Source organism: Bradyrhizobium pachyrhizi, assembly GCF_029714545.1.
Taxonomy (GTDB): domain Bacteria; phylum Pseudomonadota; class Alphaproteobacteria; order Rhizobiales; family Xanthobacteraceae; genus Bradyrhizobium; species Bradyrhizobium pachyrhizi.
Genome location: NZ_CP121667.1, coordinates 5,966,380 through 5,989,269, shown reverse-complemented (window position 1 = coordinate 5,989,269; position 22,890 = coordinate 5,966,380). Strand labels below are relative to the sequence as shown.

Annotated in this window: 28 protein-coding genes; 15 read left to right on the top strand and 13 right to left on the bottom strand. The window is 63.1% G+C overall.

The window, feature by feature from the left end; genetic code table 11:
* Positions 1 to 83: 83 nt before the first annotated feature.
* Positions 84 to 617: a hypothetical protein gene (locus QA639_RS28530; protein WP_283087767.1), complete on the bottom strand. Its 534-nt coding sequence runs from the start codon at positions 615 to 617 to the stop codon at positions 84 to 86.
* A gap of 772 nt (positions 618 to 1,389) precedes the next feature.
* Between QA639_RS28530 and QA639_RS41960 the strand changes: the two genes are divergently transcribed.
* Entirely contained in the window at positions 1,390 to 1,476 is an 87-nt protein-coding gene (locus tag QA639_RS41960) for a histidine kinase dimerization/phospho-acceptor domain-containing protein (RefSeq protein ID WP_428841190.1), read from the top strand.
* A gap of 523 nt (positions 1,477 to 1,999) precedes the next feature.
* On the opposite strand, the gene QA639_RS28525 is transcribed toward QA639_RS41960, so the two are convergent.
* A complete protein-coding gene (locus QA639_RS28525; protein WP_283087766.1) occupies positions 2,000 to 2,278 on the bottom strand; it encodes a DUF3892 domain-containing protein in 279 nt (92 codons plus the stop codon).
* Between the two features lie 742 nt (positions 2,279 to 3,020).
* Here QA639_RS28525 and QA639_RS28520 point away from each other — a divergent pair.
* A complete protein-coding gene (locus QA639_RS28520; RefSeq protein WP_157343141.1) occupies positions 3,021 to 3,827 on the top strand; it encodes a phytanoyl-CoA dioxygenase family protein in 807 nt (268 codons plus the stop codon).
* 107 nt (positions 3,828 to 3,934) lie between these two features.
* Here QA639_RS28520 and QA639_RS28515 read toward each other — a convergent pair whose 3' ends face one another.
* Positions 3,935 to 4,363 carry a winged helix-turn-helix transcriptional regulator gene (locus QA639_RS28515; protein WP_028337690.1) on the bottom strand — a complete coding sequence of 143 codons (429 nt, stop codon included), beginning with the start codon at positions 4,361 to 4,363 and terminating at the stop codon, positions 3,935 to 3,937.
* Between the two features lie 97 nt (positions 4,364 to 4,460).
* On the opposite strand from QA639_RS28515, the gene QA639_RS28510 reads away from it, so the two are divergent.
* Complete coding sequence (locus QA639_RS28510; protein WP_157343142.1) at positions 4,461 to 5,489, top strand: SDR family oxidoreductase; 1,029 nt, start codon at positions 4,461 to 4,463, stop codon at positions 5,487 to 5,489.
* Positions 5,490 to 5,597: 108 nt separating this feature from the next.
* On the top strand, positions 5,598 to 6,383 hold the full coding sequence (locus QA639_RS28505) for a 2-keto-4-pentenoate hydratase (protein WP_157343144.1): 786 nt from the start codon (positions 5,598 to 5,600) through the stop codon (positions 6,381 to 6,383).
* A gap of 165 nt (positions 6,384 to 6,548) precedes the next feature.
* On the opposite strand, the gene QA639_RS28500 is transcribed toward QA639_RS28505, so the two are convergent.
* Complete coding sequence (locus tag QA639_RS28500) at positions 6,549 to 7,313, bottom strand: carbonic anhydrase (RefSeq protein ID WP_157343146.1); 765 nt, start codon at positions 7,311 to 7,313, stop codon at positions 6,549 to 6,551.
* A 722-nt stretch (positions 7,314 to 8,035) separates the two neighbouring features.
* On the opposite strand from QA639_RS28500, the gene QA639_RS28495 reads away from it, so the two are divergent.
* The 5 genes from QA639_RS28495 to QA639_RS28475 are packed head-to-tail and all read left to right on the top strand — an operon-like array spanning position 8,036 to position 10,093.
* Positions 8,036 to 8,359, top strand: a complete 324-nt coding sequence (locus QA639_RS28495) for an ArsR/SmtB family transcription factor (protein WP_016846748.1) — start codon at positions 8,036 to 8,038, stop codon at positions 8,357 to 8,359.
* The gene (locus QA639_RS28490; protein WP_028337182.1) at positions 8,356 to 8,787 is read left to right on the top strand and encodes an SRPBCC family protein; all 432 of its coding nucleotides are present in this window, start codon (positions 8,356 to 8,358) and stop codon (positions 8,785 to 8,787) included. Before QA639_RS28495 ends, QA639_RS28490 begins: the two co-directional genes overlap by 4 nt.
* Positions 8,788 to 8,831: 44 nt before the next feature.
* Positions 8,832 to 9,065 carry a hypothetical protein gene (locus QA639_RS28485; RefSeq protein ID WP_028337181.1) on the top strand — a complete coding sequence of 78 codons (234 nt, stop codon included), beginning with the start codon at positions 8,832 to 8,834 and terminating at the stop codon, positions 9,063 to 9,065.
* A 46-nt stretch (positions 9,066 to 9,111) separates the two neighbouring features.
* Positions 9,112 to 9,555, top strand: a complete 444-nt coding sequence (locus tag QA639_RS28480) for a DUF1801 domain-containing protein (protein WP_157343148.1) — start codon at positions 9,112 to 9,114, stop codon at positions 9,553 to 9,555.
* A 34-nt stretch (positions 9,556 to 9,589) separates the two neighbouring features.
* Positions 9,590 to 10,093 (top strand): GNAT family N-acetyltransferase, encoded by a 504-nt coding sequence (locus QA639_RS28475; protein ID WP_028337179.1) that lies wholly within the window; start codon positions 9,590 to 9,592, stop codon positions 10,091 to 10,093.
* Between the two features lie 328 nt (positions 10,094 to 10,421).
* Here the strand turns inward: QA639_RS28475 and QA639_RS28470 are convergent, their stop codons facing one another.
* Positions 10,422 to 10,754 carry a hypothetical protein gene (locus QA639_RS28470; RefSeq protein ID WP_283090719.1) on the bottom strand — a complete coding sequence of 111 codons (333 nt, stop codon included), beginning with the start codon at positions 10,752 to 10,754 and terminating at the stop codon, positions 10,422 to 10,424.
* Here QA639_RS28470 and QA639_RS28465 point away from each other — a divergent pair.
* Complete coding sequence (locus QA639_RS28465) at positions 10,731 to 11,327, top strand: phosphatase PAP2 family protein (RefSeq protein ID WP_283090637.1); 597 nt, start codon at positions 10,731 to 10,733, stop codon at positions 11,325 to 11,327. The genes QA639_RS28470 and QA639_RS28465 overlap by 24 nt on opposite strands.
* A 337-nt stretch (positions 11,328 to 11,664) precedes the next feature.
* Here QA639_RS28465 and QA639_RS28460 read toward each other — a convergent pair whose 3' ends face one another.
* The 7 genes from QA639_RS28460 to flgF form a co-directional block, all read right to left on the bottom strand.
* The gene (locus QA639_RS28460) at positions 11,665 to 11,985 is read right to left on the bottom strand and encodes a hypothetical protein (RefSeq protein WP_050387610.1); all 321 of its coding nucleotides are present in this window, start codon (positions 11,983 to 11,985) and stop codon (positions 11,665 to 11,667) included.
* A gap of 149 nt (positions 11,986 to 12,134) precedes the next feature.
* Positions 12,135 to 12,428 (bottom strand): hypothetical protein, encoded by a 294-nt coding sequence (locus tag QA639_RS28455; RefSeq protein ID WP_028337177.1) that lies wholly within the window; start codon positions 12,426 to 12,428, stop codon positions 12,135 to 12,137.
* A 96-nt stretch (positions 12,429 to 12,524) separates the two neighbouring features.
* Entirely contained in the window at positions 12,525 to 12,857 is a 333-nt protein-coding gene (locus tag QA639_RS28450) for a hypothetical protein (protein WP_410712080.1), read from the bottom strand.
* Between the two features lie 429 nt (positions 12,858 to 13,286).
* The gene (gene flgH, locus QA639_RS28445; protein WP_028337175.1) at positions 13,287 to 14,039 is read right to left on the bottom strand and encodes a flagellar basal body L-ring protein FlgH; all 753 of its coding nucleotides are present in this window, start codon (positions 14,037 to 14,039) and stop codon (positions 13,287 to 13,289) included.
* A 5-nt stretch (positions 14,040 to 14,044) separates the two neighbouring features.
* The gene (gene flgA, locus QA639_RS28440; protein WP_050387612.1) at positions 14,045 to 15,100 is read right to left on the bottom strand and encodes a flagellar basal body P-ring formation chaperone FlgA; all 1,056 of its coding nucleotides are present in this window, start codon (positions 15,098 to 15,100) and stop codon (positions 14,045 to 14,047) included.
* A gap of 2 nt (positions 15,101 to 15,102) precedes the next feature.
* On the bottom strand, positions 15,103 to 15,891 hold the full coding sequence (gene flgG / locus QA639_RS28435) for a flagellar basal-body rod protein FlgG (protein WP_028337173.1): 789 nt from the start codon (positions 15,889 to 15,891) through the stop codon (positions 15,103 to 15,105).
* Positions 15,892 to 15,907: 16 nt separating this feature from the next.
* Complete coding sequence (flgF, locus tag QA639_RS28430; RefSeq protein ID WP_028337172.1) at positions 15,908 to 16,672, bottom strand: flagellar basal-body rod protein FlgF; 765 nt, start codon at positions 16,670 to 16,672, stop codon at positions 15,908 to 15,910.
* Positions 16,673 to 17,054: 382 nt separating this feature from the next.
* On the opposite strand from flgF, the gene fliL reads away from it, so the two are divergent.
* From fliL to QA639_RS28410, 4 genes are read left to right on the top strand one after another with little or no spacing between them, the layout of a single operon-like run.
* Entirely contained in the window at positions 17,055 to 17,543 is a 489-nt protein-coding gene (gene fliL, locus QA639_RS28425; RefSeq protein WP_050387613.1) for a flagellar basal body-associated protein FliL, read from the top strand.
* Positions 17,544 to 17,561: 18 nt separating this feature from the next.
* Positions 17,562 to 18,764, top strand: a complete 1,203-nt coding sequence (gene fliM / locus QA639_RS28420) for a flagellar motor switch protein FliM (protein ID WP_028337170.1) — start codon at positions 17,562 to 17,564, stop codon at positions 18,762 to 18,764.
* The gene (locus tag QA639_RS28415) at positions 18,761 to 19,225 is read left to right on the top strand and encodes a DUF6468 domain-containing protein (RefSeq protein ID WP_028337169.1); all 465 of its coding nucleotides are present in this window, start codon (positions 18,761 to 18,763) and stop codon (positions 19,223 to 19,225) included. Before fliM ends, QA639_RS28415 begins: the two co-directional genes overlap by 4 nt.
* The gene (locus QA639_RS28410; protein ID WP_028337168.1) at positions 19,222 to 20,046 is read left to right on the top strand and encodes a MotE family protein; all 825 of its coding nucleotides are present in this window, start codon (positions 19,222 to 19,224) and stop codon (positions 20,044 to 20,046) included. The genes QA639_RS28415 and QA639_RS28410 overlap by 4 nt, the downstream gene beginning before the upstream one ends.
* A 40-nt stretch (positions 20,047 to 20,086) precedes the next feature.
* On the opposite strand, the gene QA639_RS28405 is transcribed toward QA639_RS28410, so the two are convergent.
* Positions 20,087 to 21,097 carry a glycosyltransferase family 87 protein gene (locus QA639_RS28405; RefSeq protein WP_283087765.1) on the bottom strand — a complete coding sequence of 337 codons (1,011 nt, stop codon included), beginning with the start codon at positions 21,095 to 21,097 and terminating at the stop codon, positions 20,087 to 20,089.
* A gap of 549 nt (positions 21,098 to 21,646) precedes the next feature.
* On the opposite strand from QA639_RS28405, the gene QA639_RS28400 reads away from it, so the two are divergent.
* Entirely contained in the window at positions 21,647 to 22,864 is a 1,218-nt protein-coding gene (locus tag QA639_RS28400; RefSeq protein ID WP_157343154.1) for a glycosyltransferase family 87 protein, read from the top strand.
* Positions 22,865 to 22,890: the final 26 nt, after the last annotated feature.

Here is a 22,890-nt window from a genome sequence, read left to right as displayed (position 1 = left end):
CGAAATGACGCGATGGTCCACAGGACGTCGCAGTATTCAGCCGTTGAAGATGACGCTCGACGCTGCCCATTCGCTATCAGAACTTAGGTCGCTTGAGAGTCTGCGACCGCAGGCACCGTCGGAGGACAGTCGCTACTTGAAATGCCCCTTAGGCTCCTTCGGGGCGAGGTATTATTGGCGAGAGCCTCGCGTGTCAGATAAGTCGCCGCCAGTCCGTTCCAGGATTTCACAACACGATACCAGTTCTCTTTTCGGGCCGGTAACAGTTGAAGCTTCCTTTGCGCCTTGCGCGCAGCCGCAAGCTTTCCGTCGCACTTAGCTTGTTCCAGAGTCTTGCGCTCTAGTTCCTCGGTTCGTTTCCATCCATCCCCTCTGATTCTGCTCTGGGCGAAGTACTCGAAGACGATTCGGAAGGTCAGCGCACGACCTGCGGCGGCCCTTGGATCCAGCTCTGGTTCGGTCAACCAGCGCAGAAGCGCGTCGAGGTGCTCCGGCCCGCCAAGCGTGAGAACGTCACTGCCCTCAAAAATCGAAGGTGCGGCGTATGCTGCGAAATCGAGCTGGGTGTCTAAGTCTTGTGATTCCAGCCAGCGGCTAATTGCTTCAAGAGGAGACATGGCTTTGGCTCTGATTCCTTGCAGTCGCGCTTTGAGTGCTCGCGACTGGCAAGAGATGGGTTTGACCGCGATTCGCCCCAGAGAATGCTATACCGGTCAACTACAAGATCCTGGAGGCGCGGTCATAATGAATGATTATATGTTCGGGGCGATCGCGGACAGAGAGCAATATAGTTGGAGGTCTGGCTCACCGCTTCACAGGTGGCGTTTGCCGGCCGGGTCCGCGATCGCGACTGAAAACTTCAAACTCGTGGACGAGCGGGTGCTGATCGCGAACGGTGGGCGCATCGCACCCCATTGAGCGTCGAACGATTGCTGACTGCATAAGAACCGAACTAACGCCACCTGATGTGGCCGAAGCGGCAAAGCATGACTTGTTACAGCGGGAAGCTGAGCCGTCACACTGTAGACGACCATTAGTAATATCGATCACTGTATCCTGCATAATGACCAGCTCGAGCGGCTCCTGCGCGGAAAGGCTGTGCTACGTGTCAACTGGCGTCCAAATTTATACTGCAAGCCGGATAACAGCCATTGCACCTTGTTGCCGATTGCAGCCCTCGTGCCATGCCTGATGCTGGTAATTGCAGTTGTGATTGCACGTTCGCTGGAACCAATGGTGCGCCTGGCTGATGAGCTCGATACCCTACAAGCTGACGATATGAGGCCGCTAACTATTCGGGGAGCGCCGAGAGAGTTGCAGCCGTTTCTCGCTTCAATCAACGGACTGCTCGCCAGAGTCTACGCGATGGTAGATCAATAGCGGCGCTTTATCGCCGATGTCGCCCACGAGCTACGCACGCCGATCACAGCGTTGAGCCTACAGGCCGAAAATCCCGATTCCGTCGAAATGAAATAGCCCCGCCGCGCGCGAACGTGTCTATGCTTTGAAGCATGGCATGCGACGAACGGGGCGGGGCTTCAGGGCGAGATCGAGATTGCGTCGACTCAGCCGGGCGCAAAAGAGGCAGGTGAACCGGGTTCGGAGCGCTATGTTCTTGGAGCGGCAGTCCGGTGACCAACTTCGCCGCGAAAATGATCATCAGTCTCCGGCGTGGATAGCCAGCCCGCCCCGCGGAAGCCGGCCAATAGGCGATGGGGCGCCAATTCTCGTCCTGCGATCGGGCCAAACAGCGGTTGGAAAATTGAGTCCCAGCGCTCCTCAGAAGGAGCGCTGGGACCGAAAGTGAATGCGCCAACTTGGGGGCTGGGAAACGCATCCACCATCGCCTAATTGTCCCGCGCCAAAACAGTTCCGATCGAGTAATCGGCCGGTACTTGTTCTGGGCCTCAGCGGGGGCTAGTACCGATGGCGTCGAATTGCCAGTTAGCCGGGCGCCGCTGACCCCGCAAGAATAGGACAGCTCGCGGATTGAATCGCCTTAACGTTCTAGTCGCAGGCAGTCATCGAGGCTCAGAAGGTTGTCGGGAAGAAAACGATCATTCTCGGTCTTCAGGTACTCGCGACCGTCGTGTTTTCTGACGATCACCCAGGCCGTCTTGCCTTGCTCGATGACATCATAAGCTTTCGGATCGCGTTTGACATTTGCGATGGCTGTCTCTTCCGGGTGTTGCCACCCTGAGCCGCCGACGGCTTGAATGCGCCGATGGCGGTCTTGATGCGTGGGCAGCTTCACAATGCATGTAATCCGGCGAGTCATGAGCCACTCCTATTTTGTGAGCCGAAGCTCGGGACCGCTGGCGGAGAATCGGACACGCTATCCGCTCATGCTGCCACATGGTTGGAGCTCGCCCCCCTCCCTGGACTAGTGGGGTGCGTGTCATTGCTTATCGGACGTGGGATACGTACGGCGCGAGTCGTTCTTCTCCCGCTTGCGCCGTGCCGAGATCGGATCGATACGCTCAAGTCTCACATGGGGATCAGGTGAATCGGATCACTGCCCCTGGCCATTAAGCGGGACAAATCCGCGGACTTCTAGCCAGGGCCCCTAGTGTTCAGATGCAACGGGTTTCGACATTCCTCGGCAGCCGACGATGAGCCCCCGTCCTTGCCGGAGGGCAAGCTCAAGCGCTCGATCGATGCAAGCGATTTCAACGGCTTATGGAAGTCGATCTGCTTCTAAAGTGAAAGTAGCCTGCTCGATCCGTTCTTCTTGTCCAAATCGTCCCATTCTTCGGGAACACTTGGGAGCAATATCAATCACTTAATCGCCCCGTTTTTAATCTGTCGGCATAGCGTACCGGTTGTACGTTCGCGCCGCCATGATGACACGCACTCTCCACATCGCTTCGGTGTTTTTCCTGGGCTGATCCCGCTTCCTCCTGGAAGCGCTGAGCGGCCCCCACGAGCTTTCGCTCCTGGGATTCCAGTGAAACCGAATGAGCCGGTCAGGTTCCGCGCATCGCGGAGCATCGATGGCTGGCGACAGTTTGAGAGCAATCATGACCCATCGAAACGACGCGCCTGCGCTTGACGGCGCGCAGATCGAGCAATTCATCCAACAGGGCTTTGTCCGGATCGACAGGGCCTTTCCCCGGGAACTCGCCGACCAGGGACGCGCCATCATGTGGCGCGACCTGCCATGCAGCGAGCACGATCCTGCGACCTGGACGCGCCCGGTGATCCGGCTGCCCGGCTATGGCGGTGCGCCGTTCCGGCAGGCGATCAACACGCCGCTGCTGCACCGGGCGTTCGACCAGATCGCCGGTCCCGGCCGCTGGCGCCCGCGCGACGATATCGGAACCTTTCCGGTGCGCTTCCCGCATCCGGACGATCCCGGCGATGCCGGCTGGCATATCGACGTCAGCTTCCCCGGCGAGGATTGCGACCCGAACGAGCGCAGCGACTTCTCCGCCTGGCGGGCCAATGTCGTCTCGCGTGGCCGGGCGCTGTTGCTGCTGTTCCTGTTCTCCGACGTCGGCGAGGACGACGCGCCGACCCGGATCAGGGTCGGCTCGCATTCGCCGATGGCCCGCTACCTCGCGCCGGCGGGCGAGGCCGGGCGCGCACGGATGGTGCTCGACGATGTCGGCGCCGACTGCGAGGTCGCGCTCGCGACGGGCGGGGCCGGCACGGTCTATCTGTGCCATCCGTTGCTAGTGCATGCCGCGCAGAAGCATCGGGGCACGACGCCGCGCTTCATGGCCCAGCCGTCGCTCGCTGCCGGCGAACCGTACCGGCTGGAACGCGCGGACGGTGCGTATTCGTCGGTCGAGATCGCGATCCGGCGCGCACTTGGCATGGAGTGAAGTCGATGATGCGTGCTCAGGCCTTGCCACGCATTCGTTGCACCTCTCCCGCTTGCGGGAGAGGGAATGTAATTCCTATGCCGAAACGGTTTATGGCGGGACGTCATTCAGGCGAGTCCGGCTCCGATTGGCATCTCGCTTGCTGCCGCGTGACGGCGCGGGCCGAATGTCTTCGACCATGCCAGCAATTCGCGGAAAGCCGGCGTCAGGCTCCAGGCTGAATCCGTCAGCTCGTATTCGACCTGCAGCGGCTTCTCGGCGAGCACCTTGCGCGCCACCAGGCCGTCGCGCTCGAGCTCGCGCAGCTGCGCGGTCAGCATGTGCTGGGTGATCGGCGCGAGCGCGCGGCGCAGCGCGCCGAACCGCACGCCGCCATTCATCAGCGTGAACAGGATCTCGAGCTTCCATTTTCCCCCAAGCGCGTGGATCGCGTGCTTGAATTCGATCAGCACATTGGGGTCGGTGGGGCAGCTCTCGCATTCACCGCCGTCACACATATCGCTGGTATTGTTTTCCATACCGGTCTCGAATTTCATCCTACTTGTCCAAGGTCAGATAGTGACCAGATGCGGCCTGTGCATGGCGGGCAGTGCAATGTTGGGCCCATCCGCCGAACCATGAAGAGGGCAGCGCATGAGCAAGGTTTTGGTCACGGGCGGATCGGGATTCATCGGCGTGCATACCATCCTGCAGCTGCTCGCCGACGGGCATGCGGTGCGAACGACGGTGCGCAATCCGGGTCGCAGCAACGACGTGATCGCGATGTTGCGCGAGGGCGGTGCGTCGGCGCCCGACCAGGTCGGCTTCGTCATCGCCGACCTGCTGCGCGACGACGGTTGGCGCGAGGCGGCCGCCGGGTGCGACTACGTGCTGCATGTCGCATCGCCGCTCGGCGCCTATGTGCCCGAGGACGAGAACGAGCTGATCGTCCCGGCGAGGGAAGGCACGCTGCGGGTGTTGCGCGCGGCGCGTGACGCCGGCGTCAGGCGCGTGGTCGTGACGTCGTCGTTCGCGGCAATCGGTTACGGCCATCCGCCGCAGGCGGCGCCGTTCAACGAGACGGTGTGGTCCAATCTCGATGGCGAGGGCGTGCAGGCCTATACGAAATCCAAGACGCTGGCCGAGCGCGCCGCCTGGGATTTCGTCGCGCGCGAAGGCAATGGCCTCGAGCTTGCCGTGGTCAATCCCACCGCGGTGTTCGGCCCGGCGCTCGGTGCCGATTTCTCCGAGTCGATCGGCATCATCAAGGCGCTGCTCGACGGCGCGATGCCGGCGGTGCCGCGGATCCATTTCGGCCTCGTCGACGTCCGCGATGTCGCCGACCTGCATCTGCGCGCCATGACGTCGCCCGAGGCGAGCGGTGAGCGCTTCCTGGCGGTCGCCGGCGAGACCATGTCGATCCTCGCGGTCGCCCGGGTGCTGCGCGCAAAACTCGGCAGCAAGGCGCGGCGCGTGCCGCGGTTCCAGGCGCCGGACTGGATGATGCGGCTCGCCGCACGGCGCAACCCGATGGCCCGTGCCGCGCTGCCGCTGCTCGGCAAGGTGCGCCGCTCGACCAGTGCCAAGGCGCAGCACCTGCTCGGCTGGCGCCCGCGCGGCAATGAGGAGATGATCGTCGCGACCGCGGAGAGCCTGATCCGGCTCGGCCTCGTCAAGGGCTGACGGCAGCTCCCGTGCAGCGTGCTTGCCAGACGCGTCGGCGAGTGCTGAATTGCAGCGAGCAGACGGAGGCGCCATCGCGCCGCCGAGAACACCAGGGAGGCTGCGCAGATGGATCGGGTCCTCGCGGCCGCAAAGGCGATCGCCAGCGCGCGTCGCAGCCGCGCGCCGCTCAAGGCGCTTCCGAAGGACGTCGCGCCGCGCGACGAGGCCGAAGGCTATCAGGTGCAGTACGCGCTGCACGATCTGATGCAGCCACACGTGGGCAGCCTCGTCGGCTACAAGATCGGCTGCACCAGCGCGGTGATGCAGGAGTATATCAACATCCCGCACCCCTGCGGCGGTGGCGTATTCGAGAAGGTCGTGCATGACAGCGGCGTGCGGCTGCCGGCGGCCGAGTTCGTCCATGTCGGCGTCGAGTGCGAGATCGCGGTGCGGCTCGCCCGCAATCTCGCTCCCAGCGAGGCGCCGTTCACCGCCGAATGGGTCGCGGAAGCGATCGATGATTACTTCCCCGCGATCGAGATCGTCGACGACCGCTATGTCAAATGGGAGACGCTGGGCGCGCCGACGCTGATTGCCGACGACTTCTTCGCCGCCGGCTGCGTGCTCGGGGAGGCGGTGCCGCGCATCACCGTGCCCGATCTGCGCGCGGTCGCGGGACGCGCGATCGTCAACGGCAAGGAAGAGGGCCGCGGCACCGGCGCCGACGTGCTCGGGCATCCCCACAACGCGCTCGCCTGGCTCGCCAATCATCTCGCCACTGAGGGCCGTGGCCTGCATGCCGGCCAGATCGTGCTGACCGGGAGCCTGGTCAAGACGGTGTGGCTCAAGGCGGGCGACGTGGTCGTGATGGAGTTCGACGGCCTCGGCAAGGTGGAAGCGACCTTTACGTGAGGTGACGTTGTGCGAGCCTGCCTCCACATAAAGATGTCGTCCCTGCGAAAGCAGGGACCCATACCCCGCGGCGGCCGTCGTGAACCGTGCTCGTCGTTCCGGCGCCGTGCAACAATTAGCATTCGTGGTCCCTGCTTTCGCAGGGACGACACCGAGTTGCGACGTTCACCTGACTTTCAAGTCGCCGGCCGTCTTGGCGTCGGTGACCAGTTCGACCTTGCCATCGGTCAGCCGGTAGACCGCGCCGACCACCCTGAGCTTGCCCTGATCGACCGCGGCGCTGAGGATCGGCGTCGCCGATTTCAGCTTCGCGACGTTGTCGATGACATTCTGCCTGATGGCGTTGGCGAGGCGGTCGCCTCCCTTGCCCTCGGTCGCCTTCACCGCCGGTGCGATCGCATTGACCAGCGAGGGCAGATGGCCGGGCAGGGTGGTGTTGTCCTTCAGCGACTTGATGGCGGCGTCGACCGCTCCGCAGCTGTCGTGGCCGAGCACCATGAACAGCGGCACGTTCAGCACGGCCGATGCGTATTCCAGGCTCGCAATGGTCTCGTCGCTGGCGAAATTGCCGGCGACGCGGCAGACGAACAGATCGCCGCGGCCGGTGTCGAAGGCGTATTCCGGTGCGATCCGGGAGTCCGCGCAACTCAGGATGCCGGCGAAAGGATTCTGTCCGCCGGCCAGCGCCTCGCGCTCGTGCTTGAAATCATGCCGCCGCGAGACGCCTTCGACATAGCGGAGATTGCCCTTCACCAGCCGCTCCAGCGCCGCGTCCGGCGCCAGCACATTCTGCGGCTTCGGTGGCGATTTGGTCTCCTTGGCGGAAACCGGCGGTGTAAGGGCGAGGCTGGCTGCGGTGCAAGCCGCGGCAGCGAGGAAGCGGCGCCGGGAGGTCTGGGTCGGAGCTGTGATTTCGCAAAGCTGGCACATCAAAAATCTCCGTAAAATTATCCGAGAATAGCAATCGCGTCCGTGCAAAGGTTGTAGATCATGCGCAGTGCCACCGCAACGACGCGGTTTCGCGCTCGGAGCCGCCGCGTTCGCTGTCGTCTTTGCGAAACCAGCAGAACCGTCATCTTGAGGCGCGTCAACGGGTCCGCGCGAAGCGCGGCCCGATGACAGGCTCCGCGCGTCTCGAGGGATCGACGGCCACTAGCGGGCCGTGCATCCTTCGAGGCTCGCTGCGCTCGCATCTCCAGCGGCAAAGGCGAAGCCTTTGCGCCGGCATGACGGTATTCGAGTTGCGCGTTGCGGCTCTCTGCGTGCGTCGTCCCGGCGAAAGCCGGGACCCATACGCCGCGGCGGATATCGTAGGCGGGACTCGTCCTTGCAATAGCGCTTAACAACTTGCTTCGGTGGTTATGGGTCCCGGCCTGCGCCGGGACGACACTGAGTGTTTGTGCTGTCAGATTCTGATAAAGCGAAATGTCGTCACGCGCCAGGGATTGACAGTTTTTGCTGATTTGCCCGACGGGCCGATCGGCGCCACCGGATAACCTGTGGGTTATGAAAGGCGCGGGCGGTCTTGTTGCGCCATCGCGCCGGAAACCTCAGGTGGCGCGGCCGCTGTCGAGCCGCCGAAGTTTGCGGTTGACTTATCCATAGCTGGCTGGTTATACGTTAATCCATAACCAATGGGTTATTTATCGCAAATGCCTGACGCTCACGACATCCTGTTTCGAACCCTCGCAGACCCGACCCGCCGGGCCATCTTCGAGCGCCTGTGCCGCGAGGGCGAGCAGACCGTCGGCGCGCTGACGGCCCGTGCCAGGATCTCGCAGCCGGCGGTGTCGAAGCATCTCGGCGTGCTGAAGCAGGCCGGGCTTGTGCGCGATCGCCATGAAGGCAGGCAGACCCATTACAGCGCGCAACTCGGCGCGCTGGCGCCACTGATCGATTGGACCAGCCAGATGGCGGGCTTCTGGCAGAACCGGTTCGACCACCTCGAAGATCTCCTCAAAAGGATGGACCAATGAACAAGACCACCGCTGAAACGCGCTCCGCGATCGTCGAGCGTGAATTTCCGCATCCGCCGGAAAAGCTCTGGCGCGCGCTGACCCAGCCGCATCTGATGGAGGAGTGGCTGATGAAGAACGACTTCAAGCCCGAGGTCGGGCACAGCTTCAACCTGCGCGGCGAGTGGGGCGGCGTGCTGGACTGCAAGGTGCTCACTGTGGAGCCGCACAGGACGCTGTCCTACACCTGGAATTTTGCGCATGCGGATGCCGCCTACAATCTCGAGAGCGTCGTGGTCTTCACGCTGACGCCGACGGCGACCGGCACCCATCTGCGCGTCGAGCAGTCCGGCTTCCAGCCGCATCAGAAGCAGGCCTATGGCGGCGCCCATGCCGGATGGAAGCAGTTCCTCGAGAATCTCGATCAGCTGATGGCGCGGCCGGGGTGAGGCGCGTTCGCGAACCCGCAACATTCATCCAACAGGAGGTCACATTGAACTGGAACAACTGGATCCGGCAATCGCACCGCTGGCTCTCGATCGCCTTCACGGTTGCCGTCATCATCAACATCGTCGCCATGATCCTGCAGCAACAGGCGGTCTGGATCGGCCTGCTGGCGCTGTTCCCGCTGATCTTCATGCTGCTCAGCGGCCTCTATCTGTTCGCGTTGCCTTATCTGTCGCCGCGGCGTCAGCATGGGGGATCGACGTCCGCGTCCCAAGTGTGATTGCATGACGTGACGGCTTGGGGCGGATGAGGCGCGAGAGACAGCAATGACGGCATCGGAACGTATCGACCGGATGATCGAGGACCTCACCGACTGGCGCGGCAAGACGCTCGCCGATCTGCGCAAGAGCATCCTCGCCGCCGATCCTGAGATCATCGAGGAGTGGAAGTGGATGGGCAGCCCGGTGTGGTCGCGCGACGGCATCATTGCGGTCGGCAATGCCCACAAGGGCAAGGTCAAGCTGACCTTCATGTATGGCGCGCAGCTGCCGGACCCCGACAGACTGTTCAACACCGGCTTCGAGGGCAATGTGCGGCGTGCGATCGATCTGTTCGAGGGCGACAAGATCAACGATCGCGCCCTCAAAGCGCTTATTCGTGCCGCGATCGAACTCAACCAGGCCAAGTCAAAGAAGCCGTCAAGGAAGCCGGCGAACAAGCCAGTGACGAAGGCCGCGGGTACCCGCGCGACCGCAAAGAAGAGGGCGTGAGCTGCGCCGGCATGGTGCTCGCGATCCATCCGCGATGATCAAGACCAGGCTCGCCACATGGTCCGATGCGGACGCCATCTCCGCGCTGTTGACGGCCGAGAGCGGGGAGCACGGCGGCATGTTGCTCGGGCGATGGCCGCGCGAGGTGATCGAGACGCGCATTGCAAACGGGCAGCCGATCGTTATCGCGACCGATGATGAGGGCAGGCTGCTCGGCGCGCTCCTGACGTCGGAGAAGGGATATGGCGAGGCGCCGCCGGTGCAGGCCATGCTGACGGCCTGGCCAGGCAGTCCCGATGCATATGTCTACGGCCCGGTGTGCGTCTCCCGAAACGCGCGCGGCCTTGGCGTGCTGGAGGCGTTGTACGCGAAGCTTCAAGCGACGTTCCGCGGCCGCGAGGCAATCCTGTTCATCAGGGAAGACAATCCGCGCTCGCTGAAGGCGCATCTGCGGCTCGGCATGCGCGAGGTCGCGCGATACGACTTCGGCGGCAAGGTCTTCATTGTCCTGAGCGACAGGCCGGATCTCCGTCAGTAGCCGGCTCTTCGGGCATTTGGGAACCCAACTCCCCCTTTCAGAGATATAGCGAAATAAATCGTTCACCATTGGACATGAAGGTTGTCCGGTTGTAGCTGTGTACCGACGCAACTTAACGAGTGACTGCTAAACCTGTGGCTGTGGAATGAGCGGGTCTCGTGTCGAGCCGCCCGCTGGAATGGCAGTCGGAATGCTCAGTCAGTTGCTTGGTCCGTCACGGATCGCGTCGTCGGCGGATCTCCCTGCCCCGCGAAGGGTCTCTCCAGAGGCGAAAGCTGCGGCAGAGACACTTCAGGGAACCCACCCCTACAAATGGAGCATGCTCGGCTCATGGCTTGTTGCCCTCGCGGCGAGCGGTTTCACCGGCTTCCTGCTTTGGAGATTTCGGATCGCGATCGACGCCAGGGATCTGGCGCTGTTTTCCGGCATGATGGCGTTCCTCATCATCGTCCATGTCGTCTACGGCAGATGGCGCACCGCGCCGACACTCTCTCATTTGGGTGGCGCCGTCGCTGCGACTTGCTGGTCGATCGTGGCGGCCGCGGTCATCAGCCTGGTCGGTTTGCGGTACAAGTTCCCCTTGATCGATGACGTTCTCGGCAACGCCGATCGTGCGGTCGGGGTCGATTTGCCGTCCATGATCCGGTGGTTTGCGGATCATCCCTTGCTGTCCCATCTGCTATCCGTGGCTTACGACAGCTGGTTGCTCCAGCTTGCCGCACTGCTGCCGTTCCTGGCCATGATGGGACGCTTCGACAAGCTCTGGCAGCTGGTATTCGTGTTCAGCCTGACCGTGGTTGTCGCTGCAACGTTTTCAGTGTTCTGGCCCGCCAGGGGAGCTTTTGCCTATTTCCACCATCCGATAGAGGTGCTTGAGCAGCTTCCCGACGGCGCAGGAATCTATCATCTCGCCAAGTTCGAGTATTTTCGCAATGCTCTGTCTCCGAACGTGTCATTCGAAAATCTGCAAGGCGTGGTGACATTCCCGTCGTTTCACACCTGCCTCGTCCTGATGACGATTTGTGCGACGACAGGGACGAGATGGCTGCTCGCCGTTACGTTGATCTGGAATGCGCTTGTGCTGATCGCGACCGTTCCGATCGGCGGGCATTACGTCATCGATCTGTCCTGCGGTGGACTGCTATGGCTGGCTGCGATGGCGATCGAGGCGATCCTCGGCAGATCGTACGCCACCATGCGCGGAATGCCGGTGCCGGAGGCAGCGTCCGCCTAGTGTGCTGAATGCGAAGTTCGTGCGATTTCGCGGCAGCCACTTTCACGAACTTCGCATTCATAAAGCACACTAGAATCATAAGTTTGCTAGTGTCCTTATCGAATCCGAAGTTTGCTCTCGAAGGTGCGGCAAATGATGCGAACTTCGGATTCGGGACACTAGAGGCTCGCGCTCGCGGTGTCCGATCTGGCGATCAGCTCGGCGATGCCATTGTCGATGGTCGGCGTGCAACCACGCTAAAGCGCGATGAGATTAGGTTGAATCGCCATCGCGCTTTAGCTCCCTGTTTGAGTATGATCTTTTCGGAAAACCGCTTCGCACTTTTCCGGATCATGCTTTAGGCCGAGATGTCGACCGCCTGGCCGGCCTTGCCGGCGTTCTTCTGGAACGCCTGCTCGATCAACTCCTTGATCTTCTGCTCGACCGCGGCGCGCTGATCCGGCGTCATGTTCTTGAGGTCTTCTTCCGACATGCCCATGCTTTTGAGGATGTTCGCGCGCATCCGGTCCATCGGGCTCATCTGCGCGTATTTGAGAAACTTCTGCTCGACGGTATCGCCGAGCGAGCTGCCGCCGGTGGCGTCGGCGGTCAGCGGTTTCTTCAATGTGCCAGTCGTCATGCTGGCGGTGACCGATCCAAGGGCCGAGATCGACGTCATCTGCGCGCGCAGTCCCCATTGCAATGCTGCAATCGTGGAGCAAATGGCGTGCCATCCGTTGCAGTTGTGATTTCAAGGGGATCGCGACGCCGCCACGCGCGCACGACAGCGGGCAGCTTCTGCCGGGCGAAGTTTGCCGGGCGCGGCCGTCAGGCCTTCGTATGGACGATCACGGGACCTGCGACTGCGGTGGCCTGGCCGACCAGCAATGGGCCGAGATTGTCGTCGATCCAGGCCAGCGCGCGGCGATTGGCCTCTTCGGCGCCGGCATGGTTGTTGAAGACGCTGATCGCGGTGACCGTATCGTCGCCGGCATAGACCACGTAATAGGCCATGAAGCCTTCGACGTCGCTGATGATCGGGATCGCGCCTTCCTTGATCCGGCGCGCGAGTTCCTCGGCGCTACCAGTCTTCGCCTTGGCGTGACGGATGGCGGCATACATTCGTTCCTCCTTCCGGCTGCATCGATCGGGCTGCGCTTCGCGCATGCGCGATCGTACGCCGGACCGGGTGGCGACGCCATCGGGATTGCGGACGGTTTAGCTGAAACGCCTGCTCACGACCGTCGTGCGCCGGCCGGGGAGCTTCGGCAGCCTCGCCACACCCGCGCGCGTTGTCGTGGTCCTTGGGCCGGGGGCGGGCTCCGGCTCCTGCTGCTGCAGAAACAGCGTGGCTTCGAACAGCACGCCGGGGGCCTGCTTGGCCGTGCCCGAGCACACCGCCCGGTTGCCGTTGAACGAGCCCGTCAGCTGCGCCTCGACCTCGTCGCATCCGAACACGGTGGTGAACGGACCGTCGGCATAGCGGTGCGTCGTCAGCGTCGCCGTGAAGCGGTCCTCATCGAGCTGATAGGTGCCGCCATAAATGAACATGGCGTCGCCGCCCGAGATCCTGCCATTTGCGAGCTGGACTATTCCGGTGCCTTCGCCCCGCGGCGTCCGGAACCACGCCGCATATCGTCCGTCTCTTTGCATGACCGTCATACAAACAGAAAACCCTGCGTTGTCGTCTCCCTACGTTGCAAGCGCCGGGACTTCTACTGTGCGCTGCTGCGAGGGTTAACGAACCGACAAGGCGATGGCGCGACTTTCGTGAAGCGGTATCGGACTGATGCGCGGCGATCGCGCCGGCGCACGCCACCGGTCACAAAAAGCCACGACCCTCGCCAGGGGAGCTAGCGAGGGCCGTGTTGGTACACCGCGCCGCGCCTAGGTTCGCGACGAGATGTGGGAGCTCGTAAAAGTCCTACTCGGGCATGATCCGTTTCCGTAAACCGGTTTCCGCTTTGCGGGATCATGCCGTTAGAAGGGCAGCAGCACGTCGAGAACCTGCTGGCCGTAGCGCGGCTGTTGCACGTCGGTGATCTGGCCGCGGCCGCCATAGGCGATGCGGGCCTGGGCGATCTTCGAGGAATCGATGGTGTTGTCGCTCTGGATGTCCTCCGGGCGCACGATGCCGGCCACGATCAGCTCGCGGATTTCGAAGTTGACGCGGATCTCCTGCTTGCCTTCGACCACGAGATTGCCGTTCGGCAGCACCTGGGTGACGACTGCGGCGACGTTGGTCTGCAACGCTTCCTGGCGGTTCACCGAGCCCTTGCCGTCGCTCGACGCCGTGGAGTCGGCGGTCAGGATGCGGCCGGGCAGGATCTTGTTCGGCTGCGTGATGGTCTGCGAGCCGAGGAAGTTGGTGACGCCCGAGTCTTCCGAATTGGTGCGGCTGCGCTGGGTCTCGTTGGCGATCGCGGCCTTGTCGGTGAAGTTCACCGTGATGGTCAGGATGTCGCCGACGCGCGCGGCGCGCTGGTCCTTGAAGAAGGCGCGGGAGCCGCTGCGCCACAGCGAGTTCGGGCTGTAGGAGGCGACCTCGGGCTTCGGCATCGGCATCTGCACCGGCTTGTAGCCGGGCTGGGTGGTCGGATTGTCGATCGACGACAGCTTCGGTTGCTCGCCGATCTGGGAGAGACGGTCGATCGACGAGCAACCGCTGGCGATCGTTCCGAGCGCGAGCAGCGCACCGGTCAGGACGAGGCGGTTGATGCGGTACTGGGACATGAACTTTACTCGGCGTTTGGTGCGACTGAACTCAGCTTGACGGAAGCGGAATTGGATTCGGTGGCGTCGGCGGTCGGCGCCGGGCGCGGGGTCGCGACTGAGATCGAGACCTCGCCGCGGCCGGTGACGACGCCGGAAACGGCGCGCTTCGACTGCAGATTCATCACGCTGACGGTGTCGCCCTCGGCACCGCCATCCATCGCCTTGCCGCGGATCGTCAGGTAGAGGCCGGCGGTGCGATAGATCAGCGTGACGTTCTGGTCGCGGGTGACGAGATCGGGCTTCGCGAGGTCGGCGACGCGCAGCGCCTGGCCGGGGCGGAGCTGGCGGCGGACCTGCATGCCGACGGCGCTGTCGCGCACCGCCGCGTCGTTGCCGATTTCGGCTTTCGGACGGCGTTCGACGATCACGTCGGAAGCCTTCAGCACGTCGCCGCGCTCGACATTGCGCGTCAGCACGGCGGCCTCGATGGTTTCGATCGCGGTTCCGGTGAAGCGCAGCTTCGATGGCGCGGCGCCGGCATCGTTGCCGATCTCGAAGGTCAGGTCGAAACGCGTCGAGCGCGGGTCGTAGCGCACGGCGATCGGCTGCATCACGCCGGTATTGGTCGCCTCGAGGCGGATGTCGCCGGGATCGCGGTCGAAGGTCAGCGCGATGTTGCCGGCCCTGCCGAGCCCGTGGCGACCCTCCAGCGCGCGCGACACCTGCTGCTCGATCTCCTTGCTGTCGATGGTGCGCGCCAGCCGGGTGACGGTGATCTCCTTCAGCTCGCGGGTATCGACGCCGATCACCTGGTGCGAGCGCAACACGTTCAGCACCTGCGCGACCGGCAGCGTGCCTGTCGTGCCGAGGTCCGGCGCGCGGTAGACCGCGACGCTGCCGGCGCTGCCGGCATTGTCGATGAGGTCGCCGACCCGCACGATGTCGTCGGCGACCGTGATGCTGGCGCGCAGCGTCGGCACCGCGATGGTCTCGCGGCGGCTTTGCGCGGCCGACGGCGCCACGGCGACGGCGAGGAGCGCGGCTGCGATCAGGAGTGGGCGGGCGATCATCGACATCATCCTCAGCGGAACAGGTTGGAGGTCGACTGCATCATCTGGTCGGCGGCGGAAACCACCTTCGAGTTCATCTCATAGGCGCGCTGCGCGGCGATCAGGTCGGAGATTTCCGAGACCACCTCGACATTGGCCTGTTCGAGGTTGCTCTGCTGCATGTCGCCATAGCCGTCGGTGTTGGCGGTGCCGTCCTGCGGCTGGCCGGAGGCCGGCGTTTCCTGGAACAGGTTGTCGCCGATCGGCATCAGGCCGGCCTTGTTGATGAAGCGGGTCAGGCCGATCTGGCCGATGTTGGTCGATGCGGTCTGTCCCGGCAGCGTCACCGAGACCTGGCCCTGCGCATTGATGGTGAGGCCGGATGCGTTCTGCGGGATCGTGATCGTCGGCTGCAGCAAATTGCCCTGCGCGTTGACGATGCGGCCCTGATTGTCCATCTGGAACGAGCCGTCGCGGGTGTAGGTGAAGGTGCCGTCCGGCATCAGGATCTTGAAGAAGCCTTCACCGCGGATTGCGATGTCGAGATCGTTGCCGGTCGGCGACAGCGTGCCCTGGGTCATCATGCGCGGCGTGCCGACGGTCTTGACGCCGCCGCCGAGGTCGATGCCCATCGGCATGATGGTGTTCTGGTCGGAGGCCTGCGCGCCGACCCGGCGCACATGGTCGTAGATCAGGTCCTGGAACGCGGCGCGCTGCTTCTTGTAGCCGGTGGTGCGCAGGTTCGCGATGTTGTTGGAGATCACCTGAACGCTGAGTTCCTGTGCCGCCATTCCGGTCGCAGCTGTATAAAGTGCGCGCATCGGTCAATCCCCCGGATCAGTTCGGCACGTCGGCGAGCTTTTCGATCGCCGATTTGTGCAGGTCGCTCTCCTGCTGCAGCAGCGAGGCGATTTGGGTGTAGGTCCGCGTGATCTCGATCATGCGGCTCATCTCGACGACGGAATTGACGTTCGACTTCTCGATGAAGCCCTGGCGGATCTGGGCCTTGGTGTCCGGCAGCGCCTGCGTGCCTTCGCCCGGCGCGTAGAGGTTGGAGCCTTCCTTCAGCAGGCGCTGGGCCTGCGCGAACGAGACGAGGCGCAGCTTGCCGCGGATCGAATCGAGACGGGAGGTGCCCTCGAGCACGGTGATGTTGCCGTCGGCGGCGATCGAGACGTCGTGGTCGGTCTGCTGGAAGGTGATCGGGCCGGCGGTGCCGAGCACCTGGTAGCCGGAGGCGGTGACCAGCTGGCCGCGATTGTTGATCTGCAGGCTGCCTTCGCGGGTGTAGCGCTCGCCGCCCGGCGTCTGCACCACCAGGAAGGCGTTGCCGTCGATCGCGACGTCGAGCGGGTTCTTGGTCTCTTCGGTCGGGCCCTGCGAGAAGTCGTGGAAGGTCGCGCGGTCCTGCACGAAGGAGACGCGTCGGTCGGAGGACGCGAAATTGTCCTCATGCGCGTTCGAGGACAGATATTCCTGGAACAGCGACCGGTCGGCCTTGTAGCCGTTGGTGTTCATGTTCGCGATGTTGTTGGAGACGACATCCATCTGCCGTTCCAGCACCATCTGCTTCGATAGGCCGACCAGAAGCGTATTCTGCATCGGTGGTTCTCCCCTGTGAGGCGATCCGAATGCAGGTTCTCCCAAACCTTCACGCCGGATCCGTCGGTAACCATTGGGTTCTCCCAAACCCGCGGGTTACGCCGTCCTCTCAGCGAAAGCCGTGCCAACTTAAAATGGTGTGTTATTTGAATGGCTTAGTTGTTTTACCGGGTGCGGCCCGGGGCGGCAGAAAGGTCTTGTTGACCATGTTTGCCCGGCAGTTTTTTCCTAGTGGAAGGTAAATCCTAAGCTTCCGTTAACCATTATGACCCCAGTGTTGCCGGCATTGGGGCGCGTGTGCGCCGGCGGCATTTGTATCGCGTCTTCAGGCCAAAGCTGGGGCAAATCGCGTTCGCATCCTTCGGGTTGAAGCGAGCGGACGATGGCGGACGAGGAAAAGACGGAGACCGGCGAGGGCGCGGCCGCTCCGAAGAAGGGCAAGCTCAAGCTGATCATTGCCGTCGTCGGCTTCCTCGTCGTGCTCGGCGCGGGCGCCGGCGGCTGGTTCTTCTTCATGCGCGGCCACGGCGAGGAGCAGCACGCCGAAGCGCCGCCGCCGAAGCCGCCGAGCTTCGTCGACGTGCCGGACATGCTGGTCAATCTGGTCGGCGCGCCCGGCGAGCGCGTGCAATATCTCAAGCTGAAGCTCGTGCTCGAGGTCAAGGAAGAGAAGCAGGTCGAGGCGATCAAGCCGGCGCTGCCGCGCGTCACCGACCTGTTCCAGACCTACATGCGCGAGCTGCGCCCCAGCGACCTCAACGGCTCGGCCGGCCTGTTCCGCCTCAAGGAAGAGCTGACCAAGCGTGTCAACCTCGCGCTGGCACCCAACCAGGTCAACGCGGTGCTGTTCAAGGAAGTCGTGATCCAGTGACGGGGTGGATGTAAAGCCATGGCCGGCAACGACCAGATGGACCAGGACGCCATTGCGGCGCAGTGGGAAGCCTCACTCGATTCCGAGGATCCCGCGGCGGCCGCGGCGGAAGCCGCCAAGAACGAGCTCACCGAGAACATGGCGCTGCAATGGGCCGCCATGGTCGAGGACGGCAGCCGCGACTTCGGTAGCAAGAACACCAATGGCGAGCGCGTGCTGTCGCAGGAGGAGATCGACAATCTCCTCGGCTTCACGGTCGGCGACGTCAGCCTCGACGACCATTCCGGCATTCGCGCCATCATCGATTCCGCGATGGTGTCCTACGAGCGTCTGCCGATGCTCGAAATCGTGTTCGACCGCCTGGTGCGGTTGATGACGACCAGCTTGCGCAATTTCACCTCCGACAACGTCGAGGTCTCGCTCGACCGCATCACCTCGGTGCGCTTCGGCGACTACATGAACTCGATCCCGCTGCCGGCGGTGCTCTCCGTGTTCAAGGCGGAGGAGTGGGAGAACTTCGGTCTCGCCACGGTCGATTCCAGCCTGATCTATTCGATGATCGACGTGCTGCTCGGCGGCCGCCGCGGCCAGACCCAGCTGCGCATCGAGGGCCGGCCCTACACCACGATCGAGACCAACCTCGTCAAGCGCCTGGTCGAGGTGGTGCTGTCGGATGCCGAGCAGGCGTTCCGGCCGCTGTCGCCGGTGACCTTCACGATCGACCGGCTCGAGACCAACCCGCGCTTTGCCGCGATCAGCCGCCCGGCCAACGCCGCGATCCTGGTGCGCCTGCGCATCGACATGGAAGACCGCGGCGGCAATGTCGAATTGCTGCTGCCCTACGCCACCATCGAACCGATCCGCAACGTGCTGTTGCAGATGTTCATGGGCGAGAAATTCGGCCGCGACCCGATCTGGGAAGGCCATTTCGCCACCGAAGTGGCGCAGGCCGAGATCTCGGTCGACGCGGTGCTCTATGAAGCCGATATCCCGCTGAAGGAGCTGATGAAGCTCAAGGTCGGCGACACGCTGCCGCTGGATATCCGCTCCGACGCGCTGGTCTCGGTGCGCTGCGGCAACGTCACCCTGACGGAAGGGCGCATGGGCCGGGTCGGCGACCGTGTCGCGATCCGCGTCACCAAGAATTTGCGTAAACCCCAAACCACCTTCGCGATGTTCGAGAAGGCGGACGAGCGGACCAAGATGATGGAGGCACCATGAGTCATGTGCTTGGATTAGCGATCGAGAGTCTGGTAGCCGTGCTGCTGATGCTGACGATCGGCTATTGCTGGCTGCTCAACAAGCGCCTGCAGCGACTGAAGGCCGACGAGCATTCGCTGAAGGCGACGATCGCCGAATTGATCACCGCGACCGAGATCGCGGAGCGGGCGATCGGCGGGTTGAAGCACGCGGTGCGCGACGTCAACGAGAATCTCGGCAACCAGCTCGATGCGGCGACGCAGATGTCGGCGCTGCTCAAGGACCAGCTGGCGGAAGGCGACCACGTGGTGCGCCGCCTGTCCAAGATCGCGCTGGCCGCGCGGCCGTCCGAGCCCGTGCAGGCACCGGCACAAGCAGCCGCGCCAGTGGCGCCGGCGCCCAGGGTCTCGGCCGCGCACGCGGTCGCCGCGGCGGCTGAAGCCTTCACCGAGCGCAGGAGGGCCGGCGGCCTCGCTGCATGAAGTTGCTTCGTGACATCAGAGTGATGCCCGTGGTGCTGGTCGCGATCTTCGGCCTGATGGTGCTGAAGGTCGCGGGCCTCGTGCTCGATGGCGGTTACGTGTTTGCCGACGATACGCCGCCGGCCGGCCCGGCCGGTCCGTCTTGGGCGCAGCAGAACTTCAACTTCCCCGGCGCCGGCAAGGCGGTGGTTGACAGCAAGATCAAGGCCGATCCCGGCGACATCACGGGATCGGTCGAGCACAAGGACGCCAAGAAGGACGAGAAGAAGGACGAGGCGCCGAAGCCGGCCGCACCGGCCGCGGAGCCGTCCAAGCCCGATGGCGTTGTCGTCAATCTGGATGCACCCGCGCCGGTATCGGCGTCGGAGCGCGCGATCCTGGAACGGTTGCAGTCGCGCCGCCAGGAGCTCGAGACGCGCGCGCGCGAGGTCGAGATCCGCGAAAGCCTGTTGAAGGCTGCCGAGAAGCGCATCGAGGCCAAGGTCGAGGAGGCCAAGGCCAATGACGCCAAGGCGAATGCCGATGCCGCGGCAAAGGCGGAAGCCGATGCAGCGCGCTTCAAGGGCATCGTCACCATGTACGAGAACATGAAGCCGAAGGACGCCGCAAAAGTGTTCGATCGTCTGGAAATGAACGTGCTCTACCAGATCGCCTCGCAGATCCAGCCGCGCAAGATGTCCGACATCCTCGGCCTGATGCAGCCGGAAGCCGCCGAACGGCTCACGGTCGAACTCGCCCGCCGCGCCGGCGGCGACAAGTCGGCCTCGACCGACGATCTTCCCAAGATCGAAGGCAAGATGCTCACGCCGAAGACGAACTGACGGGGGCTATCGGGAAGTCCGCCAACCGGCGGTGGACTCCTCAGCCGTAAGCTAGATCCGACTTAACGCCGGGTTGCCTGCATCGCATCCAGATCATCGCGATGAGGGTCGCGCACATGAACGGACCGACCGGCACGAGTGCGACCGGGTAGGTGAACCCCGCCAGGACAAGCACGCCGAACCCGATCCGGAGTTCGGAGCGATTCGAAAGAAGCGAGCCATGTTCGGCCATGGGCGCGTTCATGAGAAAGACGAGTGCGAGAGCCAGTAGCGCCGTATCGTAGATCGCGAAGTAGGGAGATACGAGCAATGTCGCGACGAGCAGGCTCGCGGCCTTGACGGCGAAGTTGACGTTGCGGCGCCATATGATCAGCGTCCACGTCGCGGCGGCCGCAGCGACCGCGACGTGCAGTGCCATGGCCGATCCATAGCCAAAACCGGCAAACCGAAGCACTCCGTAGACGCTCTGCAGTTTGTACCAGGCCAGCGTGCCGGTGAGATGGAACTGCGTCGTCGCGAAGACGGCTGCCTCACGGAACCCCTCAAAAGTATCCCAGCCGAAGGTAAGCCCGGTGAGCAGCAAGAGCACAGGTGTCACCAAACTGGCCGTGATGAAGACGGTCCAGCGTCCAGTAGCGATCAGAATGAGCGGAAGCAGGACGCCATATTGCGGCTTGAAGATCAGCAGCGCGATCAGGAAGCCGCTGACGATCGGGCGCCGGTCCAGCGTCAGCAGAATGGCGCCGAGCAGCGATGCCGCGAGCAGGGAGCTTTGGCCGACGATGAAATCGTACAGGACGGCCGGCACGGCGAACGCCAGCAGCAGTACGGCGAAGCGTGGCCGGATGGCGGAAACAACGAGCGCCCAGCACAGCAGCTTTGCGGTGCTCCAGACCCAGAACGCGCTCGGAAACGGCAGCAGTGCCAGCAGTGCCGCCGCAAAGAAAAAAACGGCGGGTAGAAAAACGGTATCGGCACCTCGTAAACGGGGAACGGAGCATCGTTCAAGCTGGGATGTATTTGAATGATCGCTTGCCGCAACTGCGGCCAATCGTAGGCGGTGGCGGCATGGCCATCGAGCGCCATCTTCCCCGCGCTCCAAAAGCATGAAAAGTCGAGCCCGGTCGCGCCGGTACCGTCAACGACTTTCGGTACCACGCAGTAAAGGGTAAAGCCCAACACGATGAGGCAGGCAATGGCCAATGCACGGTCGTATCCGCTGCGCTCCGCACGGGCGCGCACCATTCCAAATCCGTTCATGAAACTGCCAGAAACTAAGAATTGCTTGAAATGTAAGCGGTTGTATACCGCAACTGGCGGTGGCGCAAGCGAGTGGCCGATCTCCATTGGGCGTTCGGTTAATCGCTGAGAGTTCCGCGCATGTCCGGTGGACCGGGGGTAATCCTCTCGATGCAGACGCGGATGTTCGCCGCCTCCGATGGTGTGGGCTCGACGGGGTCTCCGCGAAGCCAAACGCCTATCGACGCCGAGAAGTGTACGCCGGTTATGGTAGCCTTAAACGGTAGCGTTAAGCTGCAACCGATTTGTCATTCTGGAATTGAAGTCGCTATGTCTCAAGGTGGTGCTTTAGGAATTGCCAATGCTGAAAGACATGCCATGGCTCACCGCGCCGCGCGCCCGATTGTACGTGAGTGGCGTCGCAATTGTGCTGGTGCTGACTCTCGCGAGGTCGCTTTTGCTATTTTACCGCGATGGCGGCTATGGCGCGAATAATTTTCTGCTCGGCTCGGACTTTCTGACGTTCTGGGCGGCCTCGCTTCAGGTTCTGGCCGGCCATCCCGCCGAGGTTTATGTGCCCGAATTGCATCTGCTCGCGGAAGCTCCATACCTGCGAGAGGGCTACGAGGCGTTCTTCTATCCGCCGACGATGCTGCTCGTGTGCCTGCCGCTCGCGCTCGCGCCGTATTTCGCCTCGCTGTTCGTGTTCATTGGTATGACGGCGGCGTCGTTCGCCGCGGTGATCTGGCGCATCTTGCGAACGCCTTGGTGCCTGGTCGCGATCCTCGCCTATGCGCCGGTCTATCTTAATGCCGTGGCAGGGCAGAACGCCTTTCTGACGGCATCGATCCTTGGGTGCGGTCTCAACATCATGGACCGGAGGCCAAAGCTCGCGGGCGCGATCCTCGGGCTGATGGTGATCAAGCCGCACCTGGCGCTGGCCGTGCCGATCGCCTTGATCGTCACAGGTCGCTGGCGCACGCTGATCTGGGCAGGCATGTCGTCGATTTCGCTCGTCGTGCTGTCCGCGCTGCTGTTCGGCTTGGATACGTGGCTCAACTTCCTCGACGTCTCTCACTCGGCCCGTCAGGCTCTCGAGAACGGCGACGTCGAGTTTTCATTGCTGCAGAGCGTGTACGCGACAGCGCGCCTGCTCGGCGCCGGCGTCAACACGGCCTTTATCATTCACGGCCTCGTGGCGCTGGGCATGACGTGTGTGCTGATCTGGATGTTGCGTCAGAAGATCACTGCTGCGACTGAACGCTCGATCATCGTGCTCACCTGCCTTCTGGTTACGCCGTTCTGCCTGTTCTACGACATGCTCATCATGGCGCTGCCGCTGGCCTGGATGCTCCGCGAATGGTTGAGGGTCGGCTTTCCGGCCTGGTCGAAAATGGTGCTTGGCGTGACGTTTCTCGCGCCGATGGTCTTCTACCTACCTGTCCTCTATCAACTGTCGGTCGTGAAGCCGCTGCCTTTTGGTTCTCCGGTTATCATCCTGTTCTGCTGGTTGCTGGTCCGGGAGAGCACGCAGACGCGGCAAGCGGCGCATAGCGAGCGAGAGGTCGCGACGGTCTGAGTTCGGAGCACCTCACTCGAACCTCC

Excerpts from the sequence above, each read along its gene's own strand:
- QA639_RS28530 (WP_283087767.1), bottom strand. The coding sequence starts at position 617 with ATGTCTCCTCTTGAAGCAATTAGCCGCTGGCTGGAATCACAAGACTTA.
- QA639_RS28525 (WP_283087766.1), bottom strand. The coding sequence starts at position 2,278 with ATGACTCGCCGGATTACATGCATTGTGAAGCTGCCCACGCATCAAGAC.
- QA639_RS28520 (WP_157343141.1), top strand. The coding sequence starts at position 3,021 with ATGACCCATCGAAACGACGCGCCTGCGCTTGACGGCGCGCAGATCGAG.
- QA639_RS28515 (WP_028337690.1), bottom strand. The coding sequence starts at position 4,363 with ATGAAATTCGAGACCGGTATGGAAAACAATACCAGCGATATGTGTGAC.
- QA639_RS28510 (WP_157343142.1), top strand. The coding sequence starts at position 4,461 with ATGAGCAAGGTTTTGGTCACGGGCGGATCGGGATTCATCGGCGTGCAT.
- QA639_RS28505 (WP_157343144.1), top strand. The coding sequence starts at position 5,598 with ATGGATCGGGTCCTCGCGGCCGCAAAGGCGATCGCCAGCGCGCGTCGC.
- QA639_RS28500 (WP_157343146.1), bottom strand. The coding sequence starts at position 7,313 with ATGTGCCAGCTTTGCGAAATCACAGCTCCGACCCAGACCTCCCGGCGC.
- QA639_RS28495 (WP_016846748.1), top strand. The coding sequence starts at position 8,036 with ATGCCTGACGCTCACGACATCCTGTTTCGAACCCTCGCAGACCCGACC.
- QA639_RS28490 (WP_028337182.1), top strand. The coding sequence starts at position 8,356 with ATGAACAAGACCACCGCTGAAACGCGCTCCGCGATCGTCGAGCGTGAA.
- QA639_RS28480 (WP_157343148.1), top strand. The coding sequence starts at position 9,112 with ATGACGGCATCGGAACGTATCGACCGGATGATCGAGGACCTCACCGAC.
- QA639_RS28475 (WP_028337179.1), top strand. The coding sequence starts at position 9,590 with ATGATCAAGACCAGGCTCGCCACATGGTCCGATGCGGACGCCATCTCC.
- QA639_RS28465 (WP_283090637.1), top strand. The coding sequence starts at position 10,731 with ATGATCCGGTGGTTTGCGGATCATCCCTTGCTGTCCCATCTGCTATCC.
- QA639_RS28470 (WP_283090719.1), bottom strand. The coding sequence starts at position 10,754 with ATGATCCGCAAACCACCGGATCATGGACGGCAAATCGACCCCGACCGC.
- QA639_RS28460 (WP_050387610.1), bottom strand. The coding sequence starts at position 11,985 with ATGACGTCGATCTCGGCCCTTGGATCGGTCACCGCCAGCATGACGACT.
- QA639_RS28455 (WP_028337177.1), bottom strand. The coding sequence starts at position 12,428 with ATGTATGCCGCCATCCGTCACGCCAAGGCGAAGACTGGTAGCGCCGAG.
- QA639_RS28450 (WP_410712080.1), bottom strand. The coding sequence starts at position 12,857 with ATGTTCATTTATGGCGGCACCTATCAGCTCGATGAGGACCGCTTCACG.
- flgH (WP_028337175.1), bottom strand. The coding sequence starts at position 14,039 with ATGTCCCAGTACCGCATCAACCGCCTCGTCCTGACCGGTGCGCTGCTC.
- flgA (WP_050387612.1), bottom strand. The coding sequence starts at position 15,100 with ATGATGTCGATGATCGCCCGCCCACTCCTGATCGCAGCCGCGCTCCTC.
- flgG (WP_028337173.1), bottom strand. The coding sequence starts at position 15,891 with ATGCGCGCACTTTATACAGCTGCGACCGGAATGGCGGCACAGGAACTC.
- flgF (WP_028337172.1), bottom strand. The coding sequence starts at position 16,672 with ATGCAGAATACGCTTCTGGTCGGCCTATCGAAGCAGATGGTGCTGGAA.
- fliL (WP_050387613.1), top strand. The coding sequence starts at position 17,055 with ATGGCGGACGAGGAAAAGACGGAGACCGGCGAGGGCGCGGCCGCTCCG.
- fliM (WP_028337170.1), top strand. The coding sequence starts at position 17,562 with ATGGCCGGCAACGACCAGATGGACCAGGACGCCATTGCGGCGCAGTGG.
- QA639_RS28415 (WP_028337169.1), top strand. The coding sequence starts at position 18,761 with ATGAGTCATGTGCTTGGATTAGCGATCGAGAGTCTGGTAGCCGTGCTG.
- QA639_RS28410 (WP_028337168.1), top strand. The coding sequence starts at position 19,222 with ATGAAGTTGCTTCGTGACATCAGAGTGATGCCCGTGGTGCTGGTCGCG.
- QA639_RS28400 (WP_157343154.1), top strand. The coding sequence starts at position 21,647 with ATGCTGAAAGACATGCCATGGCTCACCGCGCCGCGCGCCCGATTGTAC.